This window comes from Mycolicibacterium baixiangningiae (assembly GCF_016313185.1).
Classification (GTDB): Bacteria; Actinomycetota; Actinomycetes; order Mycobacteriales; family Mycobacteriaceae; genus Mycobacterium; species Mycobacterium baixiangningiae.
In genome coordinates, this window is the sequence record NZ_CP066218.1 from 3177684 (window position 1) to 3204315 (window position 26632).

Here is a 26632-nt window from a genome sequence, read left to right on the forward strand (position 1 = left end):
GCGTAGCTTCCAGGTCGAGGGGAGACGGTGGGCGGGGGAGCGAGCGGCTACGACGTGAAGATGCGCACGGCGTCAGCCGACCACGAACACGTCACGGTTGATCCGAGTTCGGTGGGCGGATTGGCGGCGCGGGGAAGACGAGCCAGGATTTGGTCGTCGCTGGGCGTGTGGATGACCAACTGCAGGCTGTGGCCGAGTTCTGAGACCCCGAGCAGCGTGCCGGTGACGGCGTTGACCGGGGCGTCTGACCCAGGGGCGGGGGCGCCGCGCAGCGCCGCAGCGGTGACCATCACCGACTCCGGCCTGATGGCCGCGGTGACCTCGGCGCCACCCGAGGCCGGCACGCTGCCCTTCGTCGGGCGCGACGAGTGCAGCGAAAGGCCCGCTGTGCGCACGCTCACCCCCGCGCTGTCGAACGACGAGATGGTGCCAGGGAAGGAGTTCTGCCGGCCGATGAACCCCGCCACGAAGGCCGATTCCGGTGAATCGTAAACGGTTGAGGCCGTGCCGATCTGCTCGATCCGGCCGTCTTTCATCACCGCGACCCGATCACTCATCGACAGCGCTTCCTCCTGGTCGTGCGTGACGAAGATGAACGTCGTTCCGAGTTCGCGCTGCAGCAGTTTCAGTTCGACCTGCATCTCCTCGCGCAGTTTGCGGTCCAGGGCGCTCATCGGCTCATCCAGCAGCAGAACAGCCGGTCGGTTCACCAATGCCCGAGCCAGGGCGATCCGTTGCTGCTGGCCACCTGAGAGTTGCGCGGGCTTGCGGGCCGCGAAAGCGGTCATCCTCACCATGTCGAGGGCATGGCTCACCCGGTCGGCTATCTCTGCCTTCGCCACGCCGGAAAGGCGCAGTCCGTAGGCGACGTTGTCGGCGACTTTCATGTGCGGGAACAGCGCGTAGGCCTGGAACACGGTGTTGACCGGGCGTTTGTGCGGCGGAAGGTTCTCGACGTTGCGGCCGGAAATCTGGATGGAGCCGTCGTCGGGAAATTCGAATCCGCCGATCAAGCGAAGCGTCGTCGTCTTGCCACACCCGCTCGGTCCCAGCAGGCTGAGGAACTCACCGGCCTGTACGGTGAGACTGACGTTGTCCACAGCAACGGCCGCACCGTAAACCTTGGTCAACGAACGTAATTGAAGCGAACCAGGTGCGGAGGCCAGCGGCGCGTCCGCGTCGGCGCGCCGCTCGACGATGCTCATGCCGATACCAAGGTTGCGGTTGCGTCGTAGACGATCTCGCCGCCAATAATTGTGTAGATCACGCTGGCAGAGCCGATCTCGCAAACCGGAGCGGCGAAGATGTCGCGGTCGAGAATCACGATGTCGGCCGCCTTACCGACCTCGATGCTTCCCGAGCGCTGCTCGTCGTGGTTGAGGTAGGCCGTGCCGAGGCTGTGCGCGATCAGCGCGTCGGCCAGTGAAAGTGCCTGCTCGCCGAGGAAAGGCAGAGCTGCCGGGCCGGTCGCTCCGGCGGGGGCACGGTTGACGGCGGTGTGGATGATCTCCAGCGGATTCGCCGTGCTCACCGGCCAGTCGCTTCCAGAAGCCAACAGCGCCCCGGCCCGCTGCAGGGAACCGAACGGGTACTGCCAGGCGGCTCGGCGGGTGCCGAGGAACGGGATGGTCAGAACGTCCATCTGGGCCTCATGCCTGGCCCAGAGCGGTTGCATGTTGGCGACCACTCCGAGTTGGGCGAACCGGGCGATATCGTCGGGGTGGATCACCTGAATGTGGGCAGAGTGTGCCGAAGATCGCTGTCGCCGTTGGCCGCGCGGGCCGCCTCGACCGCATCGAGGGACTCGCGCACGGCGCGGTCACCCAAGGCGTGATAGTGCAGCTGGAAGCCCAGGGCGTCGAGTTGGATCGAGATCTCTTTGAGCGTGGTCGGGTCGACGAAACTTTTGCCCATGTTTTCACCGGGGCAGCCGCACGTATCAAGATAGGGCTCGAGCATTCCGGCGGTGAAGTTTTCGGCGACGCCGTCCTGCATGATCTTGACCGTGGTGGCCGCGAACCCACCGGCCAGCGCGCGCTCGCGCTTTGCGACGAGCTCGGGAATCTGCTCGAGCCCACGGTTGCGGTCCCACCACAGTGCGCCGACGACGCGCGCCTTCAGCACGCCGGATGCGGTGGCACGCAGGTACGAGTCGAGCGGGTCGGGGGTGTCGTTCGTGGCACCGACGATGGCGTCTTGCCAGGCAGTCACCCCCCAGGAAAACAGTTGTTGCTGCGCAATTTTGAGCGCCTCATCCAAGTCGTGCTGGGTTGGCAGCGGAATGTGCCGGGCAACGAGGCCCATGGCGCCTTCCTGCAACGTCCCGATCGCGTGGCCGTCGGCGTCGCGTTCGATGCGACCGTCGAACGGGTCGGGCGTGGTGTCGTCGATTCCGCCGATTTCAAGGGCTTTCGTGTTGACCCAGGCGCCGTGCCCGTCGCGGTTGGGAAAGAACGCAGGCCGGTCAGCGACGATGGCGTCGAGCGCCGCCGCGGTCGGCAACCCGCCGGGAAATGAGTCCATCGACCAGCCGCCGCCGCTGATCCACGGCAGCTCAGGGCTGGCCGCCGCGTACTCGGCGATGCGCGTGAGGTAGCCCTCAGCGGTGACGTACGGCGTCAGGTCGCACGCGATCATGTCCAGACCGGCGTGATACGGGTGAATGTGGCTGTCTTGAAAGCCGGCGGAGACCAGGCCGCCGGCCGCATCGATCTCGACGGCACCGGATGCAGTGAGCGCGTCTACACCGATAACGGTGATGACGCCGTCCTCGATCAGGACGGGTTCTTCGACGATTCCGGCGGGGGTGAAGACGTGCCCTCCGGTGATCAACATTCGTTCGCCGTTAGCCATGGTGTCATTCCTTAATCTGGTGTCCGGATGGCGCATCCAGCGGGTTCGTGTCGATCGGCAGGGTGAAATGCGATGTGATCCACATGGCCTGCGCCGGGGTTGCACCGATGTTGACGGCCCGGTGCGGAACCGACGAGAGGTACTCGACGCTGTCGCGTGGCCCGAGGATGAATCTCTCAGCAGCGACCGAGATTTCGATGTGCCCGCTGAGCACGTAGAACAACTCCTGCGCATCGTCGTGGGCGTACGCCTCGGGTCCGGTCGAGCCGCCCACCTCGAACGTGCCTTCATACACTTCGAGCTGGCGGATCGGTGGTCGCGAGAGCAGCAGCTTCCGCAGTCCGACGTCGCTGGTAAAAACGGGTCGCTCGTCCGCGCGCAGCACGGGTCGAGCGACGGGCGCCTCGTCGGCGAGCAGGTCGGCCACCGAGACGCCGACGGCCGCAGAAATGCGTTTCAGCACTCCCACGGATACTCCGCACTTGCCGTTCTCCAGCTGGCTGATGAAGCCTGCGCTCACCCCGGCCCGAGCCGCAGCATCCCGGGTGGACAGTCGGGCACGTTCGCGGGCCGCCCGGAGCCGAGCGCCGAGCATGGCTCGAGCCGGCCTGTCGATATCGGTCACGGCAATCGTGGGCTCAGGAAGCACGTGCCTCATTTCGCTAAGAGCTACTTAACAGATCGCTAACTGCGAAGGTATGGCCAGGGACGTCACGGTGCAAGAGGTGGCGCGCCGGAACGCAAACTGTTAACACCCCGGAAATGCAGATTCGGTCACGCGGTAGTTGCTCGCAAATCCGTTGTGACATCGAATATTCGAAGCTCGTGGACGTTGCTTCGCGCATAATCACGGTTCATGAAGTGCATAGTGATCGGTGCGGGCGCCTGGGGTTTGCCAACGGCGGCCGAAATGGCGCGCCGTGGTCACCAGGTCACCGTGGTGGATCGGCACGGTCCGCTCAACACACTGTCGTCGTCCAGTGGGCATCGTCGAGAGCTTCCACCAACGTGAGGACGCGAGGGACCAGGCCGGCGTTGTTATGTCTTCCGCGCGAGCGATGAGGGCATAGTCTTCCGCGACCGTCGCCGGACTGGCGCAACCTGGAGACGGCGATCAGGGCGTGGTCCAGGGGAGTGTCCGCGTACTGAGACGACCGGACGTAGTAGCGCGCTGGTCCCTCCTTGCGGCGCTCAGCCCGGTCTTCGCCCGGGTGCTCGGCCCACTCCGGCCTGTAAAAGGAACCAGAGTCCGCTGCTCACAGATCACGAGCGTGGGGTTCGCGTCACGCCAGCGGTGCAACTGGTGAGTCACATTGCACCCTGCGGCTTCCGCCGAGGCGGCCGCGCTGCGCGCCGGCTCACCTGTAAGGGGACTGCTAGGGTGAGTCGTGTTGCGCCACCGCAGACTTCGCTCCCGCGCGGTTCGCAAGGTTTTTGTTGGCCGCGGGTGACTTTCACCGGCAGAGTGGTGCGCGTCGTACATTCGTACATCTCTTGAATCATCAGAGATAAGGTGGCCCAACGCGGAGCATGGTGGACACCAGTCCGTGGGCACAACTTTTCAAAGGAAACCGCACAATGCGACACGGCACATCGGTTGACAACCCGGCAGAGGTCATCGACGTCATTGTCGTCGGTGCAGGCCTTGCCGGGCTTGTCGCTGCCCGTGACCTCACGGACAAGGGATTCCAGGTCGCCGTCCTCGAGGGAAGGAACCGGATCGGCGGGCGGACCTTTGCGCGGGAAGTAGTCAGCACTACCCAGAAAGTGGACTTCGGTGGAACTTGGGTCATTCCAGCCGAACACACCGCAGTGATGGCCGAGTTGCAGCACTACGCGATCCGGAGCGTACCAACGCCCTTGCCAACACATTTCATCACCGAACTGGACGGAATGCTGTCTGACAAGGGCTTTCTCTTCGAGAGTGAAATCGGTGAGATGACACGCGCATTCGACGTCATCGCGAGGCGGGCTGAGCCTGACGCAACCGCGGACGGTGCACTCCGCTCAATCGGACTCGACGCTGGTTTGCTCGCCTGGGTACAGGCAACCCAGCGCTATCTCTCCGGAGCGCCCTTGACGGACCTCTCCGGAGTCGACTGCTCGGGTATGTCGCCGAGCGATCTCGCCAACCCCGACCATTACACGCACACCATCGACGGCACCTCGCAGAGACTCGTCGACGCCATCGCCGGCAGCTCGCAGGCCACCTTGCTGCTCAACACCGAAGTCGCTGCCGTCCACACGACCGTCGATGGCTTCGCCGTACTCGACAGGGCGCGAAACAGATTGGTGGCACGAAACGTCGTGATTGCGGTGCCGCTCAATATGCTGGTCGACATCGATTTTAGGCCTCGCATCCCGGCGGCGACGGCGCTCGGAGAGTCACGACATGCAGGCCATTCAGTGAAGCTATGGATGACCGTCCGAAATGTCGTTGGCTGGCCCAGGCTCTTCAGCGCGTCCGGTCCCATCGCCTATGCGCGATTGGAGCGACAACTCGACTCCGGGGACGCGTTCCTCGTAGGCTTCTCCGACGATCCCGCGATGGCCAATGCATCAGCGAGCGAGGTGCAAACGGCGTTGCAAGCCTTTCTGCCAGACATCGAGGTACTCGGTGTCGACGCACACGATTGGAACGCCGATCACTTCGCCAGAGGTACGTGGATGGCACCGCGGCCCGGTCAGCTTCAGCAGGTCGGTGCACTCGCTGATCTCAGTTACACAAATGGCATCCACTTCTCCGGTGCAGACCTGTGCGTCGGCAATTACGGCACCATCGAAGGTGCCATTGTCTCCGGTAGGCAAGCCGCAGCCCGGATCAGTGACCAACCGTAGCGCCCTGGCTTCATGATGACGTGCAGTCGCTAATGAAGAGGGTGGCCGGTGAGGACGAATATATGGAGAGAAACTGTGACGCATGCGCTCGTATCGTTGCATTGGCGAAGAGGCAAGGAGCGCAACATAGTGACCCGCGCGCCTTCTTGATGGCCTTCGGACGCCAAGGCGCAGGCATCCGCGGCGGCGTACTCGGTGTCTGGGACCTTGCCCGCGGCGGACGAGATGTGCTGTCAGGGGGCGGGTTCAACGGCGAGTTCGATGATGGCTCTGGCGGGCAGGCGCGCCACTTTTGCGGCATCATCGTGTCGGCATGTTGGTTCGGGCGGCGCTTGACACGCTTCGTCTCGGTGCTCATTCGTCGCGACCGGCACGATTCTGCCGACGGGCGCCTGTCCGATGCCGCCTTAGATTTCGTCCGACTAGTTCGGGCAGGAGAAGTGTCGGTGGATGCGGCACATGTCTGGATCGCGGCACAGCTCTGTAAGGGTTAGAAGCCCTCCGCGATTGCAGTCCAGGCCCGGCAACCTGCGCACCGGAAAGAGGTAGTCCGAAACTGGCGCAATTTGCTAATCCCCTTGGCGTCAATTCGATTGGGCAACTCGGTCTAACTACACAGCGGGGTGAGGCCCGTTCAAAGCTGTCCTGTGCCAATGAATATGACGGTCTCGTGCTGGGAACCGCCAACGTGATCAAGACACCGCGGGGTGGTGCCGTCTTATCTCGACTGGCGGATCCGGTCTGCATCGCATGATCGCTGACCGGAACGCGGAGTCGACCGCGCCGAGGTAGCCGCTCGGGTGATGCCATCGCGTGCCCGGGGCCCGGGGTTGAGCGCATCAACACCTACCGACACCTCTGACTACGCGCCATCACGCGGGTGTGCCGTCTTGCCCGGCCGGGAGCCGGCTGGGACGCCCGAACCGGACGCGGACCCCCGGCGAGAACAGAGCGCGCAGACGCGGCCCCGCACACTCGATGCCCGCAGCGGCGACGAGTTCATCCTCGAATTCGGTGATCTCCGCGGCGTGCAAAGGCCACATCAGGTGCGCGATGGGCACCCACACGGTGTGCCCGGCCGTGCGGGTGTGCGCACCCCATCGCCCGGTCAGCCAGACCTCCAGCGGCGTCGGTTCCACCGGTGCACCCACGGCTACCACCGCACGGCTGCGCAGGCCTCGCTGCGGCCAGCGGCGGGTGCTGGCGTAGCAGACTCCGCCGGCAGAGCGCGTGACGCTCATCTTGGCCCAGGTATACGGCACCCCCAGTCCGATGCGGGTCACCGGCAGAACCGCCAGACGTTCGGTTTCCAGAGAACGGAACAGCACGCCGTGCCTGCCGTCGAGGTCGACCGAGTACAGCCGCAAGTTGAACTCGGCGAACGACCCAAAGTACGGAATCGGTACCGCTGCAACGACCCTGGTGTAGCGAAGATGGAATGGCAGCAGGCCGACGTAGGTGCGGCCCTCGAAGAGGTCGGGACGGGTGCCGGGTGGGTAGAAGTGTGCCACGGCGGCGGGGTCGACCGGCCAGTGCAGAAACGTCAGATCCGCCCAAAACTGGTCGATCAGCACGGGATGCGGCAGGCTCGGAGCGTCTTCCGGGAAGCCCGCCGGCACCTGATCAGTCACCCGTCCATCGTGGCAGGCTTAGCCTCGATCCACCGACGAGTTGGGGTAGTCCTGGGGTAGGGCCGACCGTGGTTGCTATTGGCGGTTGTGAGCAGCAGTTATCCGCTCGTCTGTCGAGCTTTTCCTGCGTGTTCCGCCATGCTGACCGAAACTAACCGAGGCGGCGGGTGAGTGGTCCACATTCAACAGGGCACCACCGGCAACCGATTAGTGGTAACCCGCGATATTCAATCCCGCCGTATTCCTCACATGCGCAGCACCGAAGCGGGTGAAAGATGACAGGGGAGAGGCGCTCATCGAAAGTCCCCGGGGCAAGGCTCCCCGTCGAGGTTGATGACCCATGGATCGGTGTTACCTTAAATTTGTGAGCGGTGATACTAGAGTGCGGAACATCGCGCTGGGTGACGTCGAGGTCACCCGTGTCATTGAATGGCATGAGCCGTTCTTGCTGACAACTGAGTTTCTCCCCCGAGGTCGATACCGAGCTATGGACGCGCAACGCCAACTGGCTGGCTCCAGACCACTGGCAGCCCGAATCTGACCGGATGGTCATCGCGCTCCAGACGTGGGTAATGCGAAGCGGCGACCGCACGATCCTGCTCTACACGGGCGCGGGAAGTGAGCGCGAGCGACCGGGAATGGCGCCCTGGTTCCACCAACGTGAGAGCGATCTGCTCGCGGTGCTCGCTGAAGCCGGTGTCCAACCGCAAGACGTCGACGTAGTTGTCAACACGCATCTGCACGTCGATCACGTAGGCGGCAACACCGTCGACGCAGGCGGTCAGTGGATGCCCGCGTTCCCCAACGCCGAGTATCTGATTCCCGCCGCCGACGACGCCCACTATGGCCCGAACAATGCGAGCGGAGAAGGGTTGGGAGAGGTCGACCGCTTGGTCTACGAGGACAGTATCGCCCCGATCCACGAGGCGGGACAGGCCGTGCTGTGGGAAGGGCTGTACACCATCGACGAACACATCACCTTGGAATCGGCACCCGGCCACACGCCCGGTGCGTCGGTTCTCAGGCTCGCGTCCGGGAGTGATCGGGCTGTGTTCTCCGGAGATGTATTGCATAGCCCGGTGCAGATTCTCGATCCCTGTTGCAACAGCGCTTACTGCCATTCGCCGCAACAAGCAGCTGACAGCCGCCGCCGCATACTGGAGCGGGCCGCCGATGAACGCGAGTTGCTCATCCCCGGACACTTCGGCGGTGCAGGCGCACTGGAAGTCCGGCGGAGCAATGGCGAATTTGCCCTCGGCCAGTGGGCTACCTTCAGCCCGGGGTCGGCGAAAAGCAGAACCGACTAAGCGGCCTCGACCTAGTCGATTCGGACACAAAGGAACTCGACTATCGGGTTCGCACCGACCCATCTAAGAATCCGGGCGATATCGGAAGAAGATGAAAACGACGTACCTTACTGGTAACCCGCCATATTCGATTCCGCCGTATTTCAGGGCCTCAGCGCGTCGGTACATGTGGTCCGGTCGAGCCGGGGAGAGCCCGGGATGCTTGTCGCAATCAACCTCAGTAGGGTGCAAGTGCGCGCAGCAAGGGGCGTAGTCGCGCAGTTTGCTGATTTCCTCGGGAAGTACCGGTTGATCGATCGGAGGATTTGTGGTCGGGCTCGGGCATCTGTTGGTCGACGTGTCTGCCGAGCTTCTTCAGGACGCCCGACATTTCTACGCCGTCAGGCCGGCCGGGCGCGGGCCACGCACCGCTGAGAAGTTGAGCGCAGCCAGGTCAGCCAGGATTGCACCAGCCCCGTCGGATCCGCCAGCGGATGAGTGTGCAGTGCGGGTTGGGGGAGTCACAGTCCCCATCAGGATCTTTACCCCCGCCCATAATCGGGCGCGAGGCGTCTATATGGACATTCACGGCGGTGGGTTCTACATGGACTGCGCCGCCCGCGATGACGTCCGCAATCGCGCGCTTGCAGACGCGCTGAATATTGCAGTGGTCAGCGTCGACTATCGACTGGCACCTGAACATCCGTGGCCAGCGGCACCCAGCGACTGTGAAGCCGTTGCGCGCTGGCTCATCGCACACGCGCAGGACCGATTTGGGTCACCACAATTGGTCATTGGGGGCCGTTCAGCAGGAGCGACTCTGGCGACGACCACATTGCTACGACTGCGCGATACCGGACATGCACAGAGGGTCGCTGGTGCCGCGCTTCAGTTTGGGACATTCGACCTGAGCGCACTGACGCCCGCTGGTCGCCGTATCGCCGATGAGTACTTCCTTGAGGCCTATGTGGGCCATGTGACTGATCGTACGGACCCGGATATCTCGCCGGTCTACGGTGATCTGGATCGGCTGCCGCCCGTTCTGATGGTCGTGGGGGCCCAGGACGTGCTTTTGGAAGACAACTTGGCAATGGCCAGTCGACTCTGGGCCGCCGGCAACGATGTCGAAATTCGGATATATCCCGAGTCGCCCCACGGCTTCACAGGACATTCAACCGAGATCGCCCAACTGGCGCTCGATGGCATCAGTTCGTGGGTACTTGATCGAATTGACTCACCAACGGTCGGGCGATGCCTTCCGCTAATTCGTGCGAAACCGGCTGCGGCGAGTGGTGATTCATCAGTCGAAAACAGCGTACTTTACTGGTAACCCGCCATATTCGATTTCGCCGTATTCTCCGCCGAAACGGGGCTGGAACGTACGACCAGGCGCGGATCGTGCCGAGCTGTGAGTGCAGGCGGCCAGCACACCTCGATGTCCCTCCGTCACGTGTCGTGCCGAGTGGGCGGGATTTGCTGCTGACGGCGTGCAGGGGAGTGGGGTTGACCGCGCTCGTTGAATTTCCTCGCTGACGCTCATCGAAATTCCCCACCCGTGTGGCTCCGCCGAGAAGGGCGGGCCTCCCTCGATGCTGCTGGTGTCTGACGCCAGTAGCTCTGTCGAAGGAGGCCCGCTTTCTCATGCTCACATGGGAGGACGACATGGAAGTACACGCCCTACGAAAACGCGGTTGGTCGATCTCTGCGATCGCCCGCCACACCGGGTTCGACCGGAAAACGGTCCGCAAGTATCTGGCCGGCGGCGCCGAGCCCGGGGTGCGGGCACGGCCGGGACCGAATCCGTTTGATCCGTTCGTCGACTACGTGTCGGCGCGATTGGTCGAGGACCCGCATCTGTGGGCCCGCACCCTCTACGACGAACTCGAAGACCTGGGTTTCGGGCTGTCGTATCAGAGCCTGACCCGCAACATCCGCACCCGTAATCTGCGCCCGGACTGTCAAGCCTGCCGCACCGCCACCGACCGGCCCAACGCGGTTATCGAGCACCCGCCCGGTGACGAAACCCAGTGGGACTGGCTGGAATTGCCCGATCCGCCCGAGTTCTGGGGCTGGGGCAAGAAAGCTTTCCTGCTGGTCGGCTCGCTGGCGCACTCCGGCAAGTGGCGGGCGGTGTTGTCACCGTCGATGGATCAACCCCACCTGGTCGCCGCCATCGACACGATCTGCCGCGGCCTCGGCGGCCTCACCCGGGTCTGGCGGTTCGACCGGATGGCCACCGTCTGCGATCCGGGCTCGGGACGGGTGACCGCCACGTTCGCCGGGGTCGCCAAGCACTACGGCGTATCGGTGGCGATCTGCCCACCGCGGCGCGGTAACCGCAAAGGCGTGGTGGAGAAGGTCAATCACACCGCGGCGCAACGCTGGTGGCGCACCTTGGATGACGACATGACCGTCGAACAAGCACAGGCAAGTGTGGACCGCTTCGCCCGGGTCCGTGGCGACACCAGGATGCGCTTGACCGCCGACGGGCGGTCTTCGGTGGCTGTGGTAGCCAAGACCGAGCCGCTCAGGCCAGTGCCGCCGGCGCCGTATCCGATGATCGTGTCTGAGTCCCGGACAGCCTCGCGGCAGGCGTTGGTGTCCTACCGCGGCAACCGGTACTCGGTGCCCCCGGAGCTGGCCGCCGCGCAGGTGAGGGTCAGCCATCCGATTGGTGGCGGGTACCTCGACGTCGCCACCACGAACGGGATCGTGGTCGCCCGTCACCGGTTGGCCGCTGACGGGTTGGGGGTGATGGTCCGCGACAGCGGCCACGTCATCGCCCTCGACACCGCCGCAATGGCCACCGCCAACACCGGGCGACCACATCGCCGCAAGGAACGCATCCCACCCGGGCCGGCCGCCAAAACCGCTGCCGCGCAACTTCTTAACTTCCCCGACAACGCCAACAGTGCCGTCGAATCCCCAACTAGCTCACCTGATTCCGCTGTCATTGACATGTCCGTCTACGAGCGGGCCGCCCAGAAAAGGACCCTGCAATGACCCCCACCACCCGCACCCCCAAAACCACCACCCGCACCACCGATGCCGACTCGCCAACCGTGGCCGCGAGCCGCTATCAGCAACTGCGTTCACACCTGGCCGAGCTCAAACTCACCGCCGCCGCTGAAGCCCTGCCGGCCGTGCTCGACCAGGCGACCGCCGAGGGCCTGTCGCTCACGGTGGCCCTCGAGCGACTGTTGGCCGTAGAAGTCGATGCCAGCACCGCCCGCCGACTGGCGGGGCGGCTTAGGTTCGCGTGCCTACCCACACCGGCTAGCCTGGCCGATTTCGATGTCGACGCCGCCGCCGGTATCGACCGCGCACTCATCGACGAACTCGGCACCTGCCGCTACCTGGAGTCAGCAACCAACATTTTGCTCATCGGGCCGCCGGGGACAGGCAAGACGCACCTGTCGGTCGGATTAGCAAGGGCTGCAGCATATGCCGGATATCGGACCTACTTCACCACTGCCGCCGATCTGGCCGCCCGGTGCCACCGGGCCGCCATCGAAGGACGCTGGGCCACCACCATGCGGTTCTACGCCGGACCGACGCTCCTGGTGATCGATGAACTGGGCTATCTACCACTGCCAGCCGAGGCCGCTTCAGCACTGTTTCAGGTTGTGTCCCAACGCTATCTGAAGACCAGCATCGTGATGACCACCAACCGCGGGGTCGGCGCCTGGGGCGACATCCTCGGTGACACCACTGTGGCCGCCGCCATGCTCGACCGACTCCTACACCGGTCTGTGGTCATCAACCTCGACGGCGAGTCCTACCGGCTACGCGACCACCACGCCGCCGCAGACACCCTGCGCCGAGCCACCACCGGCACCCGCCAACCACTACACTGACCGCACCTCACAGGTGGGGAATTTCGGCGAGCACACCTGAGGACGTTCGACGAGCGCGATCAGGGTCGGGGAGGCGACGTCGCGCTGGCGCCGAGTGCCCGCGAATCTGCGCCAGTTATTCGGTGAGGTCTTGGGTTGGGGGTCGTAAGCAGCCGTTGGTGAAGGCGGGAAGCACTTCGGTGAAGGCGGGCAGCAGCCGTTGCCGCCGCCGACTACCGCCCGCTGCGGGGAGCACCCCTGTTCCCGCGAATGGTCGACGAACGCGGCAGTAACCACCGTTCCGGGAGTCTTTCTGGATCCCGTTGACGAATGCCGGCGGGGGATGGCCGGCCGAGCGGCCTATCGGTGAGACAGCGCCCGGCGCACCACCCCGAGGCGTCGGGCCATCTTTGGCCCGAGCATCGCCGCGAACACGATGATGGCAAGCAACGGCCGTAGATGCGGCCGGAGTTGCCGGATCCGCCCGACCCCGTCGAGTTCAAACACCATCGCATCCGTAAACCGAATGCCGGCGATCTTGCCCTCGCTCACCGCGACCCGCACCGTGCCATCGCCCAGTGCATCGGTCCATTTCAGCTCGTGCAGGCTTCCGTATATCGCCGCCAACAAAACCCGCAGATCGTCTCGCCCTCGGAACACCATTCGGCCGGATAACGGCGACACCAGTTCGGCGTCGGGAGCCAAGGTCGCGACCATCCCGTCTACGTCACATGCCTCCGACGCAATGCAGAATGCCGCCACCGAGTTAGTCGGCTCAAGTGAACCCATGGTTACCCTCCAGCGATTGCTGGCTCTCAGCCTAGCCGACGGCACACCGGGCCGTCTGCGGTGACGTCGGCGGTTGTTGGAGCCGAGCGAATCGAATTACGATCTACGTCTTGGACGGCCCCGCACTACCGTCGAACTACGGCGCCCCAACGGATAACTTTCTGTGCCAGTGGCTGATTCACTCGACTTAGCTCGAAGAAACGAAAGGCGAGGTCAGTCGCGCGACGTGAAACACGTTGAGATACTTCTGGTTTGGTGATCCATCAGATGAAAGCGGCGACGTTTACCGGTAAGCTTGCATATTCGATTCCGTCGTATTCGCCCCTCAACGTGAGCATGGGATTGACGTCATGCCCGCTTGAGCCTGCGAAGAATGCCGGGGCAGTCTTCCACTGCAGGCGTTATGAAAGGGTAGGCGAGGTGGTGTCAGGGTTGTTTCCTAAGCGTCTGCGGACCTTGGTGGCTCCGCATCTCTTCTAAGTCTAAGTGGTGAACCTAGCTGGAACGGTGAGTGGGCCGCGGATAGCGGGGGTGTCGCGCCAGACGGGGGTGCCGGCGAGGACTGGCCATCGCCCCAGGATGTGGTGCAGGGCTGCGGCGATTTCCAGTCGCGCTAGGCTCGCGCCGAGACAGTAGTGCGCGCCATGGCCGAAGGCGATGGGCGTCGGTCCGGACCGGCCGGACTCATAGTGATCCGGGTGGTCGTAGACGTGGGGATCGCGGTTAGCCGCGGCCACACACACCAAAACGGGGTCACCACAGGCGATATCGACGCCGGCGAGGGTCTGATCGGCAGTGGCGGTGCGCGCGGTGGCTTGCACGGGGGAGTCCAGGCGCAACAGCTCGGTGACGACGTCGGCATCATTGGGGTCGATCCGGTCGGCTAGCCGTTCACCGGCGGGGCCCGGGGTGAGTAGCCGGATCAGGCTGGCACCGAGCAGGTTTGCGGTGGTTTCGTGGCCGGCTACCGCGATGAGGATTGCGGTGACAACGACCTCGTCGAGACTCAGGTTAGGGTCAGCGGCAAGGTAGCTCAGCAGGTCGTCGCCGGGGTGGCTACGGCGGTCGGCGGCGGCGGGCAGGAAGTCTGCGATCAGCACGGCCGAGGCCGCGAGGCCGGCTTCTAGCTCGTCGTCGTCGGCGAAGCCGCCCAGGAGCCGGATGATGGCGGGGGAGTGCTCGCGCAGCCCGGCGCACTGGTCGGTGTCCAGGCCCAGCCATGCGCCGATGACGGCAATCGGCAGCGGCAGCGCGATCTGGGACATGACGTCGAAGTCCTCGCCGATGGCCACGTCGGCCACCGCCGAGGCGCAGATCGACTCGATACCATCGCTGAGTCCGGCGATGAAGGAGCGGGTGAACACATCACGGACCGCGCCCCGGAGTCGATCGTGGGATAGTCCGTCGGTGAACAGCATGCTGGCATCGACAAACTGGGGATTGAGAAACCTCAAAGCCTCACTGGCGGTTGGGTTGGCGCGCGGATCGCTGATCCAGGCCGGCCCGGCCAACACCTCGCGAGCGGCGTGGTAGCCCAGCACCAGCCAAGCCTGCGCGGCGGGATCCCAGACCACGTCGCCGCGGCGGCGGCAGGCCTCGTAGAACGGGTAGGGGTCGGCGGCATCCCACGGCAGCCGCGCGGCCGTCGTGTCAGACGTGGTCATGGTGATCCAATGCCGACGGCAAGCCGCGTTCACGGACCCAGGCGTGGTGCAGCTTGCCGAGCTCAGTGGTCGGTTCGGCGACTCCGTCCATGTCGTCTGCCATTGCCCGTGCCGGCAACGTGGCACGCAGGCTGGCCAACACGCTGGCGATCGCGAGTTGGACGCGCGACAGGAACACGAAGTCGTCGGGTGTGTTCATGCGGGCAATCGGATGGTTAGCGTCCCGCACGTCGAATATGCCGCGAATGGCGCGGCGGGTCGCCTCAGGTGTGAACGTCACCGGCTGAGGCATCACGGCGGTCTCGTAGAGGAGTTCCGACTGCCACTGATATAGCTCGTCGGCGGTGAGGTCGGAGTCGAACGGGACGAAGTCCATCTCTACCAGGAGGTTGCGTAGGTCCTCTTTGCGACCCTCGAAGACGGCGCGGACCATCGCGATCAGTCGCCAGCGCTGTGGCTCGGGCAGGACCTTCACGCAGCCGAAGTCGAGGAATCCGACGGTGCCGTCGGAGTTGAGACGGTAGTTGCCTGGGTGGGGGTCGGCATGCAACAGGTTGGCATGCCGGTAGCTGCCCCAGCAGAACCGCGCAATAGCTTCGGCCCAAGTATTTCTCAGGTCCTGATCGGCCTGTTGGGCAGCCGCCCAGTCCATTCCGTCGAGGAAGGTCATCGTCAGCACCCGGTCACCGGAGGCTTCAGGAATGACATCGGGGATTCGGATGAACGGGTGACCTCGGTAAAGCTCACTGAAGGCCGCGATCATGGCCGCTTCGTGCCGATAGTCCACCTCTTCGGAGATCCGCGCCGCCGCCTCGCGCGCTACGGCCCGAACGTCGGCCGTCATCCCCGACGCCGACGTGGCGAACCGCAGAAACGTCGTCAACAGCTCGGTATTAGCCAGATCCTCGCGGATGGCTTGGGCCACACCGGGATACTGAATCTTGACGGCAACCTGGCGACCATCGCGCAGGAGGGCGCGGTGGACCTGACCGATCGATGCGGCGGCCATCGCCGTTTCATCGAACTCGGCGAATTGCTCGACGGCGGAGCCGAGTTCGGCGTTAAGGACTTCACGTACCAATGCGGGATGCATCGGTGAAGCGTCGGCCTGCAGTCGGTTCATGGCCTTTTGGTAGGGCGAGAACCCGCCTGTGCCGAGTGCGCTGGCATCGATCATCGACATGATCTGCCCGACCTTCATCAACGCGCCCTTGGAGTGGCCGAGCAGCTCGGCATAGTGGTCGGCGGTGCGTTCGTGGAAGCGCTCGACGGCACCGTCGCTACCGGCCCTTTCCCGCAGGCCAGCGACGAGTCGACCGCCGGCAGCCCTGGCTGTGAACCCGGCCAGCGGCATCGTGCGACGGATCCGCCCACGCGGCACAGGCCTGTCTTGCTGCGGCATCGAATCACTCCCACTCGATCGGACGTGTAGTAAAGTGAACTCGTACAGAGGATAAGTGATCACTTGCGAGAGGTCAATCATGACAGCGGCCCCCACGCGCGAACGGCTCGTGACCGAGGCGATGCGGTTGTTCAGCACCAAGGGATTCGAAGCGACCAGCGTTTCCCAGATTGAAGCCGCGGCCGGACTCTCGCCCGGGTCGGGAGCCCTCTACCGCCATTTCGAATCCAAGGAAGCCCTCTTGGGCGCTGGCATCGACCGGCAACTCGATCGCAGACGCGCCATGCACGACATCCGGACACTGTTCGCGGGCCTGGATGACCTACGCGCGGAATTGACCGTGCTCGGCCGCTACCTGCTCACCGTTATCGACCAAGAGCTCGAGCTGCTCCAGATCGCCGCCCGCACCCCCGCCGGCCTGTCGCCCCGACTCGACACGGCCTACGGCGCCCTCATCGACGGCCTGACCGCCGAACTCGCCGACTGGATCCGCGCGTGGGGACCGACACTGAAGAAGCGGCACTGCGTGGTGTTGGCCGCATTGGGAGTCAACGGCATCCTTGGCGCTCGCTTCGCAACCGGTCTGTTCCGCGAACCGGCTACTCACTTCCCCGACGATGAATACCTCAACGAATGGACAGCAGTCCTTGCCGCCCGCATCGAAGCTCATCAGACATGATCCAGCGAGATACCTCGACTCCCGCCCCGCGCCTCTTCAAGCTATCGGCCCCCCGTGGGGGAGCGGCGCTATTGGGCCCGCCCGGCGATGGATACCGTGGCACCCTTGACTTTCTGTGCAACACCGATTGATTCACCTGATGAATCAACAGACACTGGCTTTGATCGCGAACTGCGTCGTCATCTAGTCGTGAAGTCGAGCGTCATTGCGTGCGCCGTGCCGCCCCTGTTGATCGTGAATGCGAGCGTCACTTCGGTCCTCTGGCAGGTAGGGCCTCACCTGTGAATGACCCCCGTCGAAGCGGGATCGCTCCGTTAGCTCAGGGGAATTGCGCGAGGCTATCGCAGCCTTCGCACGTTGATATAGCCGGTGAAGCTTGTCGTCGGCGGTTGGTTGGGAGATGATTCATCTGATGAAAACGGGGACGTTTAGTTGACATAATGTGGGTTATCGGCAAGTAGCCAATGCGAGTTGCATTAGGTGCAAGGACTCGCACCTCTGCGTGATAACAACGTTGGCGCAGCTGACAAGCTTGACCCCTCCGGTTTCTATCCACCGACCGGCAAGGCGTGTCATCTGTTAATCGTCGCCCCAGCTTGAACTAGATTTCAATCACTTAATGAACGATTTCGTTGTTCTGTGACGAGATGTCGATGCTGGTTTACTCAGGCCCACCCGGCAAGGCCGCGCCCGGCTGCCCTCCGTCCGCCAACAGCCCGCGAAAACGTCACAGTGACGAATTAATATGTCCCGCTAGGTCATTGCCCATTCCCTGGTCAACGTCCCGGGCGGCACCCACGTGGTTGAGCCGACTATCAGACGGAGTCAGCGATGGCCGCTGAGCAGCTCCCGGGCTTCGTCCCTCGGATTCTGCGTGCCGACGATGTTTCGCTGCTGCGAGCAGACGAGACCGTCTTCGACGCAATGCTTGATGGCTGGCGAGCTCAGATGCTGGCTCGTGGCCTCGAGATCGACACGATCAAAGCACGGCGTGTCGCCTGAGTAGATAGCTTCGTACATAGCACTAATGGCCGAGGTTCCCGAGTTGAACAGAAGTGCGTGCGTTCGCTGTACGGAGACCGCGAACTCTGCTTCGAACTCGCCAAAAATGCCAGAATTATCGTAGATTGATAGGGACTCATCGAGTTGACGCAACACAGCCTGACGGAGGTCGTTGTCGATCCTAGGCCACACAAACGGATCGGCTACCCGATCGTCAAGGTCGCCGAGAGGTTCGCCGGGCAATTCGGGCAAAAGCTGACCAAGAAGAAGCTGGGCCAGTTCGTACCTATCGCGGGGATCGCCATAGGCGCGGCCCTGAACTGGAAGATGGTCGACGACGTAGCGGACGCTGCCTACTGGGCCTACCGTGAACGGTTCCTTTACGAGAATGGCGGTGAACTGCCGCTGATCGTGCTCGACGCCGAAGTCGACAACATAGCGCACGAAGACGCTGGCGAGGCACCCATCGATGTTCTTGGAATCCGCGAATCCGAAGGCATCGACATCCACAGCGGTGAACCCGAGTAGTTCAGCGCCCCATCGGCCTTCACTCGTTCGACCGGTGCGATCAGTGCCCTCTGGAGCGGGCGACGACTACACGGTGTCCGCGTGGCCATCGATTTCTGCCTCGGCCAACCGCTCAGGTGACGTTGGCCCTTCATCCGTCGCGCGTGCTCGTGAACCGCGAGGGGTACAGCTGGTGCGCCACGGTGGGGTCTTCGTCGGCCCCATCTCGCATCTAGGTGGCGAACCACTCAGACCGGACGCCGATGGAGCACCGTTGGTCGCCCGTTCGCTGCAGACGGGACAACGCCTGGACAACGAGCGCATCATGGATAACCGGGATTATCCAGCGAACATGTGCTGGCAGGAGCCTAATCAGCCCCTCTCCCCCGAAGGCGATCGCAGGGGGCACACCGGTGGGTTCGGCTCATCCCGACGCCGCACCAATTCAGAGGATCTCGGCGATATCGTTCTTCAGTGCCTCGGCATGCGTGCCGAAGACCGCCTGAACGCTGTTGCCGACCTCTACGACGCCCGCCGCGCCGAGACTCTTCAGTCGCGCGTGGTCCACCTTGTCCTTGTCCACCACCTCCATGCGCAGACGCGTGATGCAGGCGTCGACGTTGACCAGGTTGTGTCGACCACCGAACGCCGAGATCAACTGCTCCGCCTTGCTCTCGACGGCGGTCGCTGTGGCAGTGGCGCCCCCGGTCCCGGTGGTGATGGTGGAGGTGGCGTCAACGCTCTCGCCCAGGTTGGCGCGCTCCTCTGCCTCGAACTCTTCCTCGGGTTCGCGACCGGGCGTGCGCATGTTCCACTTCTTGATCGCGAACCGGAACAGCAGGTAGTAGACGGCGAAGAACACCACTCCCATGCCGATCAGTAGCGGGATGTTCTTCGCGGCCGGCGCCGTGCCGTACAGCAGGAGATCGATGAGACCGGCCGAGAACGAGAAGCCGAGGTGAATGTCGAGTAGGTACGCGATCGCCAGCGAGAGACCGGTCAGCACCGCGTGGACCACGTAGAGCGGGAACGCGACGAACATGAACGCGAATTCGAGCGGTTCGGTGATGCCGGTGACAAATGCGGTAAGGCCGGCGGCCGAGAGGATGCCGACCGCGACCTTGCGCTGCTTCTTGTTGGCCACGTGGATCATCGCCAGAGCGGCTGCGGGCAAACCGAACATCAGGATGGGATAGAACCCCGACGTGAGCAGACCGGCCGTTGGGTCGCCTGCAGCGAACCGGGTCAGTTCGCCGGTCACGACGTTGCCGTCCGGCGTCTGGTAGTCGCCGTAAATGAACCACACGTAGGAGTTCGGAATGTGGTGCAGCCCCAGCGGAATCAGCATTCTGTTGGCGAAGCCGTAGACGAAGGCGCCGAATGCGCCGGCACCGCCGATGAACTGGCCGAGGCTGGTCAGGCCTGCGTCGAAGATCGGGTAGAAGTAACTCATCGCGAAGGCTAGGAAGAGGCAGGCCAGTGACACGACGATCGGCACGAAGCGTCGACCGCCGAAGAAGCCGAGGTACGAGGGCAATTCGATGGTGTGATAGCGGTCGAACAGCCATGCCGTCAGCAACCCGACCACGATGCCCGCGAACACGCTGTAGTTGATCTGCGCCTGGTCACCGACCTTGTCCAGTTCGCCCGCCAGGACGATCGGCGACATCGTCTTGAAGACTGCCTGGACCACGAGATAGCCCACTACCGCTGCGAGCGCCGTGGATCCGTCGGCCTTCTTCGCGAAGCCGATCGCGACGCCAACCGCGAACAGCAGGGGCAGATTGGCAAACAGCGCGTCGCCGGCCGCGCTCATCGCCAGGAAGAACGGTCCGATCACCGGGGCGTCGATGCGCCCCAGCAAGTCCGGTTGCCCGAGTCGAAGCAGGATGCCTGCAGCGGGCAGCACTGCGATCGGCAGCATGAGGCTCTTGCCCAACCGTTGCAGTTGGGAGAACCCTGGTATCCGAAGTCCGGACTTCGATTGTGCCTCCGGGAATTTCGGCGCCTCACCCATGGTCATGCTCCTCCCGTGCCGCATGGCTTCAGCCACTGGGTGAAGCCATGCGGAAGCTTAGACGAGAACCCATGAACGCGAGACCCTGTTGCGTGCGTTCGTATTGTTGAGGCAGTCGAAGACGAAGGGGCCATCACAGTGAGCACAACGTCAGTTTTCGCGCCGGTCACCGGTCGTGCCGTTGCACTGCAGGACGTGCCAGACCCCGTCTTCAGTCAGGGCATGGTCGGCCACGGCGCGGCGATCGACCCACCCCGGGGGGTGGTCGAGGCGGTGGCGCCCGTCGGCGGAAAGTTACTCAAGCTGATGCCGCACGCGTTCGTGGTCCTCACGCCCGACAACGTCGGGATACTGGTGCACCTCGGTCTCGACACCGTGGCACTCGATGGTGAGGGTTTCACCGCACACGTCAGCCAGGGCGACGACGTCACCGCCGGACAGTTGATCATCACCTACGACGTACCGACGGTGGTGGCGAAGGGCCTGAATCCAATCGTGCCGGTCGTGGTCATGGACGAACGTGAGGCGGCCAACGTGGTGCCCGCCGAATCGGTGCTCGAGGGAGCCGACATCGCCTCTGGTGCAGCGTTGTTCACGGCGCGCCGGTAATGGAGGTCATCATTCTGGCCGACGCCGGAGAGATCGCCGCGCTCGCGTCGGATGCGATAGGGGCGCTCCTGTATCGCAAGCCCACCGCGGTGCTCGGCCTGGCCACCGGCTCGTCGCCGCTGGCGATCTACGACGAACTGGCGAAGCGCTCCAAGGCCGGGGACGTCTCGTTCGCGCACGCCCAGGGCTTCACCCTCGATGAGTACGTCGGTCTGCCCGCTGATCATCCCCAGCGCTACCGCACCGTGATCGACGAGGTCTTCGTCAAGCGCGTCAACTTCGGGCCGGACGCCGTGCAGAGCCCCGATGGACTGGCGGCCGACATACCCGCTGCTTGTGCCGCATACGAGGCGGCGATCCGCAACGCGGGCGGGGTCGACCTGCAGATCCTCGGGATCGGCACCGACGGCCACATCGCGTTCAACGAACCGGGGTCCTCACTGGCGTCGCGTACGCGGATCAAGACGCTGACTCGGCAGACCCGCGTCGACAACGCCCGCTTCTTCGGCGGCGACGTGGACGCCGTGCCGACGCACTGCCTGACCCAGGGATTGGCGACGATCATGGACGCTCGCCACGTCGTCCTCGTCGCAACGGGGCGCGGCAAGGCCGAGGCGGTGCATCAATTGGTGGAAGGTGCGGTCAGCGCGATGTGGCCCGCCACCATCCTGCAGCACCATCCGCACGTGACGGTGCTGCTTGACGCCGCCGCCGCCCGACGGCTGCAGCTCATCGACTACTACCGCGAGACCCATCGGTCGAAACCGGATTGGCAGGGCATCTGAGTGCTGCTCACCGCCGGCACGGTCGTGACGGGGCCGAATATGTTGCGTCCCGGGTGGATCGAGGTGGCCGGGGCCTGCGTGGTCGGTGCCGGTGAAGGCACGCCACCGGGTCCACCGGACCGCGATCTCGGCGACGTCACCGTCGTGCCAGGGTTCGTCGACACGCACGTCCACGGTGGCGGCGGAGGAAACTTCTCCGCAGCGTCGTCCGACGAGACCGCAACGGCCGTGGCGCTGCACCGTGACCACGGCACCACCACCCTGGTCGCATCGCTGGTTACGGCGGCGCCGGAGGGCCTCATGCGCCAGGTCGCGGGACTCGCGGTCGACGTGCGGGCCGGTCGACTCGACGGCATCCACCTCGAGGGCCCGTGGCTGTCGCCCCTGCGGTGCGGCGCCCACCAGCCGTCGTTGATGCGAGATCCCGACCCGGTCGAGATCGAGCGAGTGCTCGACGCGGGCGAGGGAGCGATACGCATGGTGACGATCGCGCCTGAGCGAGACGGCGCGGTCGCGGCGATCCGCCTGCTGACGGACGCGGGAGTGGTTGCCGCAGTAGGGCATACGGAAGCCAGCTACCACCAGACCCGCGAGGCGATCGAGGCGGGAGCGCGCGTGGGCACGCACCTGTTCAACGCCATGCGTCCCATCGACCGGCGCGAACCCGGTCCGGTGATCGCCCTGCTCGAGGACCCGCGGGTGACGGTGGAACTGATCGCCGACGGCGTGCACGTCGACCCCGCGATCTATAGGCACGTCACGCGGTCGGCTGGTCCGGATCGAGTGTCGCTGATTACCGATGCCATGGCGGCAACCGGGATGTCTGACGGGGTCTACCACCTGGGACCGCTGGCGGTCGACGTCGTCGCAGGCGTGGCGCGGGTTGCAGGTACCGACACCATCGCAGGAAGTACCGCCACCATGGACGTGGTCTTCCGGTACGCGGTCACGCACAGCGGGTTGGCGCGCGAAGACGCCCTGCTGTCCGCCGTGCGGCAGGCGTCGATCAATCCGGCGCGCGCGCTGGGACTCCCAGCGTCGGGCCTTGTCCAGGGAGCGCCCGCCGATCTGGTGGTGCTGGGTCCCGCACTGGACGTCGAGGGGGTGCTACGTCGGGGTGAGTGGGTCGTGGAGCCGAACTGTCGAATCACAGCATATGAATCCTCGCCCGAATAATGGGACACCAAAGTGGGATCATCGCCGGGGGTTCGGTTCCTGTCGGCGCAGGTCCGATTGAGCGCCGCGCTGCTGGGAACACCGGCAGTGCATCGAGGCCATCGATGACGTGCGGTCCCGACTCAAGAAATCAGGTCTCACACCATGGCGGACATCATCGAGCTGATCTATGCCGACCACGACTGGCTGCGCCGGATGTTCTTCCGGCTGGACGACGCCACCACCCAGGAAGAGCTCGCCGCGATCTGGGATGTGCTCGGCAAGCGGCTCGACACCCACGCCGACGCGGAGGAAGCGGTGTTCTATCCGGCGCTGCTCAAGCACGGTGGGAAGGACGACCCCGGAAACCCCGAAGGTGATCCCGAGGACGAGACCGAAGACGCCATTACCGACCACAACGCCATTCGTGACGCGGTCCGGCGATCCCGGCAGCGCGATGTGGGTACCGACGAATGGTTCGAGGCCGTGATCGCTGCGCGTAAGGAGAACGGCGAGCACCTCGACGAGGAAGAGCGCGAGGCCATGCCCGACTTCATCAAGAGCGCCTCGCTGGAATTGCGCCACGAGTTGGGCATGCAGTGGCTGCGTTTCTACGCCGAACATCAGGCGGGCCAGGGGATCAGTGGCGACGACAAAGACGCGGCCGATTACATCGAGCAACACTCCTGAGTGGCGGGCGCAGGAGGCTGAAGCCGCCGGATTTGACACCGTGTTCCTGATGGACCACTTCTACCAGCTGCCGGGGATGGGCGCACCGGACGAGCCAATACTGGAGGCCTACACGACATTGGGGCGTTGAGCGCCGTCACCGACCGCGTGCAGCTGGCGACGCTGGTCACCGGGGATACCTGCGGTAAAGCCGCGGTCGGCGAACATCTTCAACCGTTGCTCCCAGGGCGCGTTGTTGCACTCGAAGGCAATGTGATGGATTCCCTCGCCATGCTGATCGAGGAATTCTCTTATGACGGTGCCGTTGGCTCGATCAGAATTCATTTTCCTTCTTCGACACTGAGGCTGCGACCACTTCATCTAATTCCGAACCCGACCGGTGGTATCCAGCCCCGCCGCCCATCACCAAACGCTCACTTCACGAGCCCCCTCCGCTTACCGACGGCCGAGCCGACGAGGCACGCCCGCTATGACGTGACACCAATGCCCGCGGAGTCGGCCGCTCGGCTAATCGCGGGATGCAACGCCGCGCACGGTCACCAGCCTGGCGACCGCGGTCTCGACGTCCGCCCGACGATCGTCGGGCAGCCCCGCCGGACGTACGGCTCGCAACGACCACGACGCGTGGTCCCAACTCGTCACGATGGCGAGGACCATCGACATCATCGTGGCCGCATCGGGCTCGGAAGCTATCGCACCGCCTTGCTGCGCACGCTCGATCGACTCGACTTTCCCGCGGTAGGAGTCCATTTCGGCGTCGAGCGGACGCGGGCGCTCCAGTACCGCCCACGAGGTGAGCCGGAAGATGTCTGGGCGGCCCTGCAACGTGCTGTAGAGGTCACCCGCATACGACGGCATGGCGGTGACATCGAACGGAACTGCTTCCGCCAGCTCGACCAGGCTCATAGAGACCACTAGGTCGAACAACTCCTCCTTGGTGCCGAAGTGCATGTAGATCGAACGCTTGTTGGCGTCGGCCCGTTCGGCGATTCGGTCCACTCGCGCACCGGCGAGGCCGTGCTCGGCGAACTCGGCGCGAGCGGCTTGCATGAGCCGGCGCTTGGTCTCCGTCGAATCGGGTGGCATGCCCGGACTGTACTTAACTAACTAGATGGAGAGCAACCAGGTCCCACTGGCGCAGTGGTCCGGGGAGGCGTCCAAGGAACGTTTGTAACCAAACAGTTGCATACGTCGGGACGGTCATGTAGAAACTATGTATATAACTGGTTGGTTACCTAACGAAAGGTTGTTGTCATGTCCCTCACCTGGTTCATCACCGGCACGTCGTCGGGCTTCGGTCGTCACCTCGTCGAGCAACTACTGGAGCGCGGCGACAGGGTCGCGGCAACCGCACGCCGGCCCGAGGTCCTCGACGATCTCGCCACCGAGTACGGGGATCGCCTGTGGCGGGCTTCGCTCGACGTCACCGACACCGCGGAGACGCGCAATGTCGTCGGGAGGGCCTTCGGTGACCTCGGCAGGATCGAGGTGGTCGTCTCGAACGCGGGCTACGGACTGTTCGGCGCCGCCGAGGAGGTGTCCGACGACCAGATCGACCGCCAGATCGCGACCAATCTCGTCGCGCCGATCCAGTTGGCGCGAGCCGTTATGCCCCACCTGCGCGCCCAGGGCGGCGGACGGATCGTGCAGGTCGCCAGCGTCGGCGGGCAGGTGGCGTTCCCGGCGATGAGCATGTACCACGCCACCAAATGGGGTATCGAGGGGTTCTGGGAATCGGCGGCCGCCGACATCGCCGGATTCGGCATCGGTGTCACCCTGGTCGAACCCGGTGTCGCCCGGACGGGTTTCGGTGGCCCGAGCGCGGACATGGGTGCGGCGCTGGCCGCGTACGACGACGCCCCTCCGGGACAGCTGCGCCGCATGTTGGCCGGTGAACTCCCCCCGTTGCCCGCCCCCGGTGATCCCGCCAAGATCGCACAGGCGATCATCGCGTCCGTTGACAACCCGGTGGCGCCCAAGCGCCTCACACTGGGTTCGGATGCCTACGTGATGGCCACAGCCGCACTGCGGGAGCGCCTTTCGGCGCTCGAAGACGCGAAGGATCTCGCCTACTCCACCGACGCCGACGACTTCGTCGCCGACGCCCGGTAATCGCGAACACACCCACCTGAGAGAAGGAGAATCGAGCATGTCCGAGTTCGAAGGACGCACCGTCGTCATCACCGGCGCCGCCGGAGCGCTGGGGCGCACCCTGGTCGACAGGTTCGCGTCCGCAGGCGCCAACGTCGTGGTGGCCGCCCGCCACGACAGCGCGGTTATCGCAGAGCAGGCGCCCGGCGAAGCGGTCGGTGTCGCTTTGGACATCACCAGCGAGACCGGATGGGGCGCTTTGGTGCACACCGCGAACGAGAGGTACGGCGGCGTCGACATCCTGATCAACAACGCCGCTTACCTGCACGTCGGGACAACCCAGTCGATCGACGTCGATCAATGGCGAAAAGTACTCGACACCAACGTAACCGGCACCCTGCTCGGCATACGGGCGGTCACCCCGTCGATGCGCACGCGCGGCGGCGGGGCGATTGTGAACGTGGGCTCGATATCCGGACTCACCGCCGCGCCCGGCCTTGCCGCCTACAGCACCAGCAAGTGGGCCCTGCGGGGGCTGACGCGGAACGCGGCTCTCGATCTGGCTCCGGACAACATCCGCGTCAACGCGGTCGTTCCCGGCATCATTGACACTCCCCTCGCCTACGGGCCCGACGGTGAGGAGCTCGTCCCCACCGAGAGCTTCCCCATACCCCGTCAGGCACAACCCGGGGAGATCGCCGAGTTCATCGAGTTCGCCGCCTCGCAGCGTGCGAGTTTCGCCACTGGCGCCGAACTCGTGGTGGACGGCGGCTTCGCGCTCGGCACCAGCCACTAGAG

26 protein-coding genes and 2 pseudogenes are annotated in these 26632 nt (G+C 64.4%); 17 read left to right on the plus strand and 11 right to left on the minus strand.

What is annotated here, in order from left to right; all coding sequences use genetic code 11:
• Positions 1–47 precede the first annotated feature (47 nt).
• From I7X18_RS14860 to I7X18_RS30110, 5 genes and pseudogenes are all read right to left on the minus strand, one after another.
• Positions 48–1205 (minus strand): ABC transporter ATP-binding protein, encoded by a 1158-nt coding sequence (locus I7X18_RS14860; protein ID WP_193047942.1) that lies wholly within the window; start codon positions 1203–1205, stop codon positions 48–50.
• The gene (locus tag I7X18_RS29850) at positions 1202–1729 is read right to left on the minus strand and encodes an amidohydrolase family protein (RefSeq protein ID WP_269751270.1); all 528 of its coding nucleotides are present in this window, start codon (positions 1727–1729) and stop codon (positions 1202–1204) included. Before I7X18_RS29850 ends, I7X18_RS14860 begins: the two co-directional genes overlap by 4 nt.
• Positions 1726–2889 carry an amidohydrolase gene (locus I7X18_RS29855; protein WP_269751271.1) on the minus strand — a complete coding sequence of 388 codons (1164 nt, stop codon included), beginning with the start codon at positions 2887–2889 and terminating at the stop codon, positions 1726–1728. Before I7X18_RS29855 ends, I7X18_RS29850 begins: the two co-directional genes overlap by 4 nt.
• Entirely contained in the window at positions 2858–3280 is a 423-nt protein-coding gene (locus I7X18_RS14870; protein ID WP_232375246.1) for a cupin domain-containing protein, read from the minus strand. Before I7X18_RS14870 ends, I7X18_RS29855 begins: the two co-directional genes overlap by 32 nt.
• Before the next feature lie 36 nt (positions 3281–3316).
• Positions 3317–3511 (minus strand): annotated as a pseudogene (locus tag I7X18_RS30110) (helix-turn-helix domain-containing protein); the annotation flags it as partial.
• Positions 3512–3709: 198 nt separating this feature from the next.
• Between I7X18_RS30110 and I7X18_RS14875 the strand changes: the two are divergent.
• The 3 genes from I7X18_RS14875 to I7X18_RS14885 all read left to right on the plus strand — a co-directional run bounded on the left by I7X18_RS14875 (position 3710) and on the right by I7X18_RS14885 (position 6185).
• A complete protein-coding gene (locus I7X18_RS14875) occupies positions 3710–3865 on the plus strand; it encodes an FAD-dependent oxidoreductase (RefSeq protein WP_226864305.1) in 156 nt (51 codons plus the stop codon).
• Between the two features lie 518 nt (positions 3866–4383).
• Positions 4384–5691, plus strand: a complete 1308-nt coding sequence (locus I7X18_RS14880; protein ID WP_193047940.1) for a flavin monoamine oxidase family protein — start codon at positions 4384–4386, stop codon at positions 5689–5691.
• A gap of 32 nt (positions 5692–5723) precedes the next feature.
• Positions 5724–6185 carry a hypothetical protein gene (locus I7X18_RS14885; RefSeq protein WP_198730453.1) on the plus strand — a complete coding sequence of 154 codons (462 nt, stop codon included), beginning with the start codon at positions 5724–5726 and terminating at the stop codon, positions 6183–6185.
• A 378-nt stretch (positions 6186–6563) separates the two neighbouring features.
• On the opposite strand, the gene I7X18_RS14890 is transcribed toward I7X18_RS14885, so the two are convergent.
• Positions 6564–7322, minus strand: a complete 759-nt coding sequence (locus I7X18_RS14890) for a YqjF family protein (RefSeq protein WP_232375247.1) — start codon at positions 7320–7322, stop codon at positions 6564–6566.
• A 545-nt stretch (positions 7323–7867) separates the two neighbouring features.
• Here I7X18_RS14890 and I7X18_RS14895 point away from each other — a divergent pair.
• The 4 genes from I7X18_RS14895 to istB all read left to right on the plus strand — a co-directional run bounded on the left by I7X18_RS14895 (position 7868) and on the right by istB (position 12465).
• Positions 7868–8629, plus strand: coding sequence for an MBL fold metallo-hydrolase (locus tag I7X18_RS14895; protein WP_226864304.1), 762 nt, complete (start codon positions 7868–7870; stop codon positions 8627–8629).
• A gap of 307 nt (positions 8630–8936) precedes the next feature.
• Positions 8937–9938, plus strand: coding sequence for an alpha/beta hydrolase (locus I7X18_RS14900; protein ID WP_193047938.1), 1002 nt, complete (start codon positions 8937–8939; stop codon positions 9936–9938).
• A 311-nt stretch (positions 9939–10249) separates the two neighbouring features.
• The gene (locus I7X18_RS14905; RefSeq protein ID WP_193048676.1) at positions 10250–11611 is read left to right on the plus strand and encodes a Mu transposase domain-containing protein; all 1362 of its coding nucleotides are present in this window, start codon (positions 10250–10252) and stop codon (positions 11609–11611) included.
• Positions 11608–12465, plus strand: a complete 858-nt coding sequence (gene istB / locus I7X18_RS14910; RefSeq protein ID WP_193048675.1) for an IS21-like element helper ATPase IstB — start codon at positions 11608–11610, stop codon at positions 12463–12465. The genes I7X18_RS14905 and istB overlap by 4 nt, the downstream gene beginning before the upstream one ends.
• Positions 12466–12804: 339 nt before the next feature.
• Here istB and I7X18_RS14915 read toward each other — a convergent pair whose 3' ends face one another.
• From I7X18_RS14915 to I7X18_RS14925, 3 genes are all read right to left on the minus strand, one after another.
• The gene (locus I7X18_RS14915; RefSeq protein WP_232375248.1) at positions 12805–13161 is read right to left on the minus strand and encodes a nuclear transport factor 2-like protein; all 357 of its coding nucleotides are present in this window, start codon (positions 13159–13161) and stop codon (positions 12805–12807) included.
• Positions 13162–13715: 554 nt separating this feature from the next.
• Positions 13716–14897, minus strand: a complete 1182-nt coding sequence (locus I7X18_RS14920) for a cytochrome P450 (RefSeq protein ID WP_193048432.1) — start codon at positions 14895–14897, stop codon at positions 13716–13718.
• The gene (locus tag I7X18_RS14925; protein WP_193048447.1) at positions 14884–16299 is read right to left on the minus strand and encodes an ABC1 kinase family protein; all 1416 of its coding nucleotides are present in this window, start codon (positions 16297–16299) and stop codon (positions 14884–14886) included. Before I7X18_RS14925 ends, I7X18_RS14920 begins: the two co-directional genes overlap by 14 nt.
• 79 nt (positions 16300–16378) lie before the next feature.
• Here I7X18_RS14925 and I7X18_RS14930 point away from each other — a divergent pair, with 79 nt between their 5' ends.
• From I7X18_RS14930 to I7X18_RS14940, 3 genes are all read left to right on the plus strand, one after another.
• On the plus strand, positions 16379–16978 hold the full coding sequence (locus I7X18_RS14930) for a TetR/AcrR family transcriptional regulator (protein ID WP_193048430.1): 600 nt from the start codon (positions 16379–16381) through the stop codon (positions 16976–16978).
• Positions 16979–17809: 831 nt separating this feature from the next.
• Positions 17810–17980 (plus strand): hypothetical protein, encoded by a 171-nt coding sequence (locus I7X18_RS14935; RefSeq protein WP_226864428.1) that lies wholly within the window; start codon positions 17810–17812, stop codon positions 17978–17980.
• 144 nt (positions 17981–18124) lie between these two features.
• The gene (locus tag I7X18_RS14940; RefSeq protein ID WP_226864427.1) at positions 18125–18508 is read left to right on the plus strand and encodes an EcsC family protein; all 384 of its coding nucleotides are present in this window, start codon (positions 18125–18127) and stop codon (positions 18506–18508) included.
• Positions 18509–18932: 424 nt separating this feature from the next.
• Here the strand turns inward: I7X18_RS14940 and I7X18_RS14945 are convergent, their stop codons facing one another.
• On the minus strand, positions 18933–20504 hold the full coding sequence (locus I7X18_RS14945) for a PTS transporter subunit EIIC (protein ID WP_193048429.1): 1572 nt from the start codon (positions 20502–20504) through the stop codon (positions 18933–18935).
• A gap of 138 nt (positions 20505–20642) precedes the next feature.
• On the opposite strand from I7X18_RS14945, the gene I7X18_RS14950 reads away from it, so the two are divergent.
• From I7X18_RS14950 to I7X18_RS29635, 5 genes and pseudogenes are all read left to right on the plus strand, one after another.
• The gene (locus I7X18_RS14950) at positions 20643–21113 is read left to right on the plus strand and encodes a PTS sugar transporter subunit IIA (RefSeq protein ID WP_193048427.1); all 471 of its coding nucleotides are present in this window, start codon (positions 20643–20645) and stop codon (positions 21111–21113) included.
• Positions 21113–21898: a glucosamine-6-phosphate deaminase gene (gene nagB, locus I7X18_RS14955; RefSeq protein WP_193048425.1), complete on the plus strand. Its 786-nt coding sequence runs from the start codon at positions 21113–21115 to the stop codon at positions 21896–21898. The genes I7X18_RS14950 and nagB overlap by 1 nt, the downstream gene beginning before the upstream one ends.
• Complete coding sequence (nagA, locus tag I7X18_RS14960) at positions 21899–23074, plus strand: N-acetylglucosamine-6-phosphate deacetylase (RefSeq protein WP_193048424.1); 1176 nt, start codon at positions 21899–21901, stop codon at positions 23072–23074.
• Positions 23075–23218: 144 nt separating this feature from the next.
• Positions 23219–23743, plus strand: a complete 525-nt coding sequence (locus tag I7X18_RS14965) for a hemerythrin domain-containing protein (protein ID WP_193048422.1) — start codon at positions 23219–23221, stop codon at positions 23741–23743.
• A 4-nt stretch (positions 23744–23747) separates the two neighbouring features.
• Positions 23748–23923, plus strand: a pseudogene (locus tag I7X18_RS29635) (LLM class flavin-dependent oxidoreductase); the annotation flags it as partial.
• Between the two features lie 327 nt (positions 23924–24250).
• Here the strand turns inward: I7X18_RS29635 and I7X18_RS14975 are convergent.
• Positions 24251–24829, minus strand: coding sequence for a TetR/AcrR family transcriptional regulator (locus tag I7X18_RS14975; protein ID WP_193048419.1), 579 nt, complete (start codon positions 24827–24829; stop codon positions 24251–24253).
• Between the two features lie 168 nt (positions 24830–24997).
• Between I7X18_RS14975 and I7X18_RS14980 the strand changes: the two genes are divergently transcribed.
• Both I7X18_RS14980 and I7X18_RS14985 read left to right on the plus strand, forming a co-directional pair.
• Positions 24998–25855 (plus strand): SDR family oxidoreductase, encoded by an 858-nt coding sequence (locus tag I7X18_RS14980; RefSeq protein WP_193048417.1) that lies wholly within the window; start codon positions 24998–25000, stop codon positions 25853–25855.
• 37 nt (positions 25856–25892) lie between these two features.
• Positions 25893–26630 (plus strand): SDR family NAD(P)-dependent oxidoreductase, encoded by a 738-nt coding sequence (locus tag I7X18_RS14985; RefSeq protein WP_193048416.1) that lies wholly within the window; start codon positions 25893–25895, stop codon positions 26628–26630.
• Positions 26631–26632 lie beyond the last annotated feature (2 nt).

What these genes read in the sequence shown, in the direction of transcription:
- I7X18_RS14945 (WP_193048429.1), bottom strand. Translation starts at nt 20,504, where the DNA reads ATGGGTGAGGCGCCGAAATTCCCGGAGGCACAATCGAAGTCCGGACTT.
- nagB (WP_193048425.1), top strand. Translation starts at nt 21,113, where the DNA reads ATGGAGGTCATCATTCTGGCCGACGCCGGAGAGATCGCCGCGCTCGCG.
- I7X18_RS14965 (WP_193048422.1), top strand. Translation starts at nt 23,219, where the DNA reads ATGGCGGACATCATCGAGCTGATCTATGCCGACCACGACTGGCTGCGC.
- I7X18_RS14860 (WP_193047942.1), bottom strand. Translation starts at nt 1,205, where the DNA reads ATGAGCATCGTCGAGCGGCGCGCCGACGCGGACGCGCCGCTGGCCTCC.
- I7X18_RS14920 (WP_193048432.1), bottom strand. Translation starts at nt 14,897, where the DNA reads ATGACCACGTCTGACACGACGGCCGCGCGGCTGCCGTGGGATGCCGCC.
- I7X18_RS14915 (WP_232375248.1), bottom strand. Translation starts at nt 13,161, where the DNA reads ATGGTCGCGACCTTGGCTCCCGACGCCGAACTGGTGTCGCCGTTATCC.
- I7X18_RS14935 (WP_226864428.1), top strand. Translation starts at nt 17,810, where the DNA reads ATGGCCGCTGAGCAGCTCCCGGGCTTCGTCCCTCGGATTCTGCGTGCC.
- istB (WP_193048675.1), top strand. Translation starts at nt 11,608, where the DNA reads ATGACCCCCACCACCCGCACCCCCAAAACCACCACCCGCACCACCGAT.
- I7X18_RS14930 (WP_193048430.1), top strand. Translation starts at nt 16,379, where the DNA reads ATGACAGCGGCCCCCACGCGCGAACGGCTCGTGACCGAGGCGATGCGG.
- I7X18_RS14895 (WP_226864304.1), top strand. Translation starts at nt 7,868, where the DNA reads ATGGTCATCGCGCTCCAGACGTGGGTAATGCGAAGCGGCGACCGCACG.
- I7X18_RS14985 (WP_193048416.1), top strand. Translation starts at nt 25,893, where the DNA reads ATGTCCGAGTTCGAAGGACGCACCGTCGTCATCACCGGCGCCGCCGGA.
- I7X18_RS14885 (WP_198730453.1), top strand. Translation starts at nt 5,724, where the DNA reads ATGAAGAGGGTGGCCGGTGAGGACGAATATATGGAGAGAAACTGTGAC.
- I7X18_RS29855 (WP_269751271.1), bottom strand. Translation starts at nt 2,889, where the DNA reads ATGCGCCATCCGGACACCAGATTAAGGAATGACACCATGGCTAACGGC.
- I7X18_RS14905 (WP_193048676.1), top strand. Translation starts at nt 10,250, where the DNA reads ATGCTCACATGGGAGGACGACATGGAAGTACACGCCCTACGAAAACGC.
- I7X18_RS14880 (WP_193047940.1), top strand. Translation starts at nt 4,384, where the DNA reads ATGGTGGACACCAGTCCGTGGGCACAACTTTTCAAAGGAAACCGCACA.
- I7X18_RS14875 (WP_226864305.1), top strand. Translation starts at nt 3,710, where the DNA reads ATGAAGTGCATAGTGATCGGTGCGGGCGCCTGGGGTTTGCCAACGGCG.
- I7X18_RS14925 (WP_193048447.1), bottom strand. Translation starts at nt 16,299, where the DNA reads ATGCCGCAGCAAGACAGGCCTGTGCCGCGTGGGCGGATCCGTCGCACG.
- I7X18_RS14980 (WP_193048417.1), top strand. Translation starts at nt 24,998, where the DNA reads ATGTCCCTCACCTGGTTCATCACCGGCACGTCGTCGGGCTTCGGTCGT.
- I7X18_RS14975 (WP_193048419.1), bottom strand. Translation starts at nt 24,829, where the DNA reads ATGCCACCCGATTCGACGGAGACCAAGCGCCGGCTCATGCAAGCCGCT.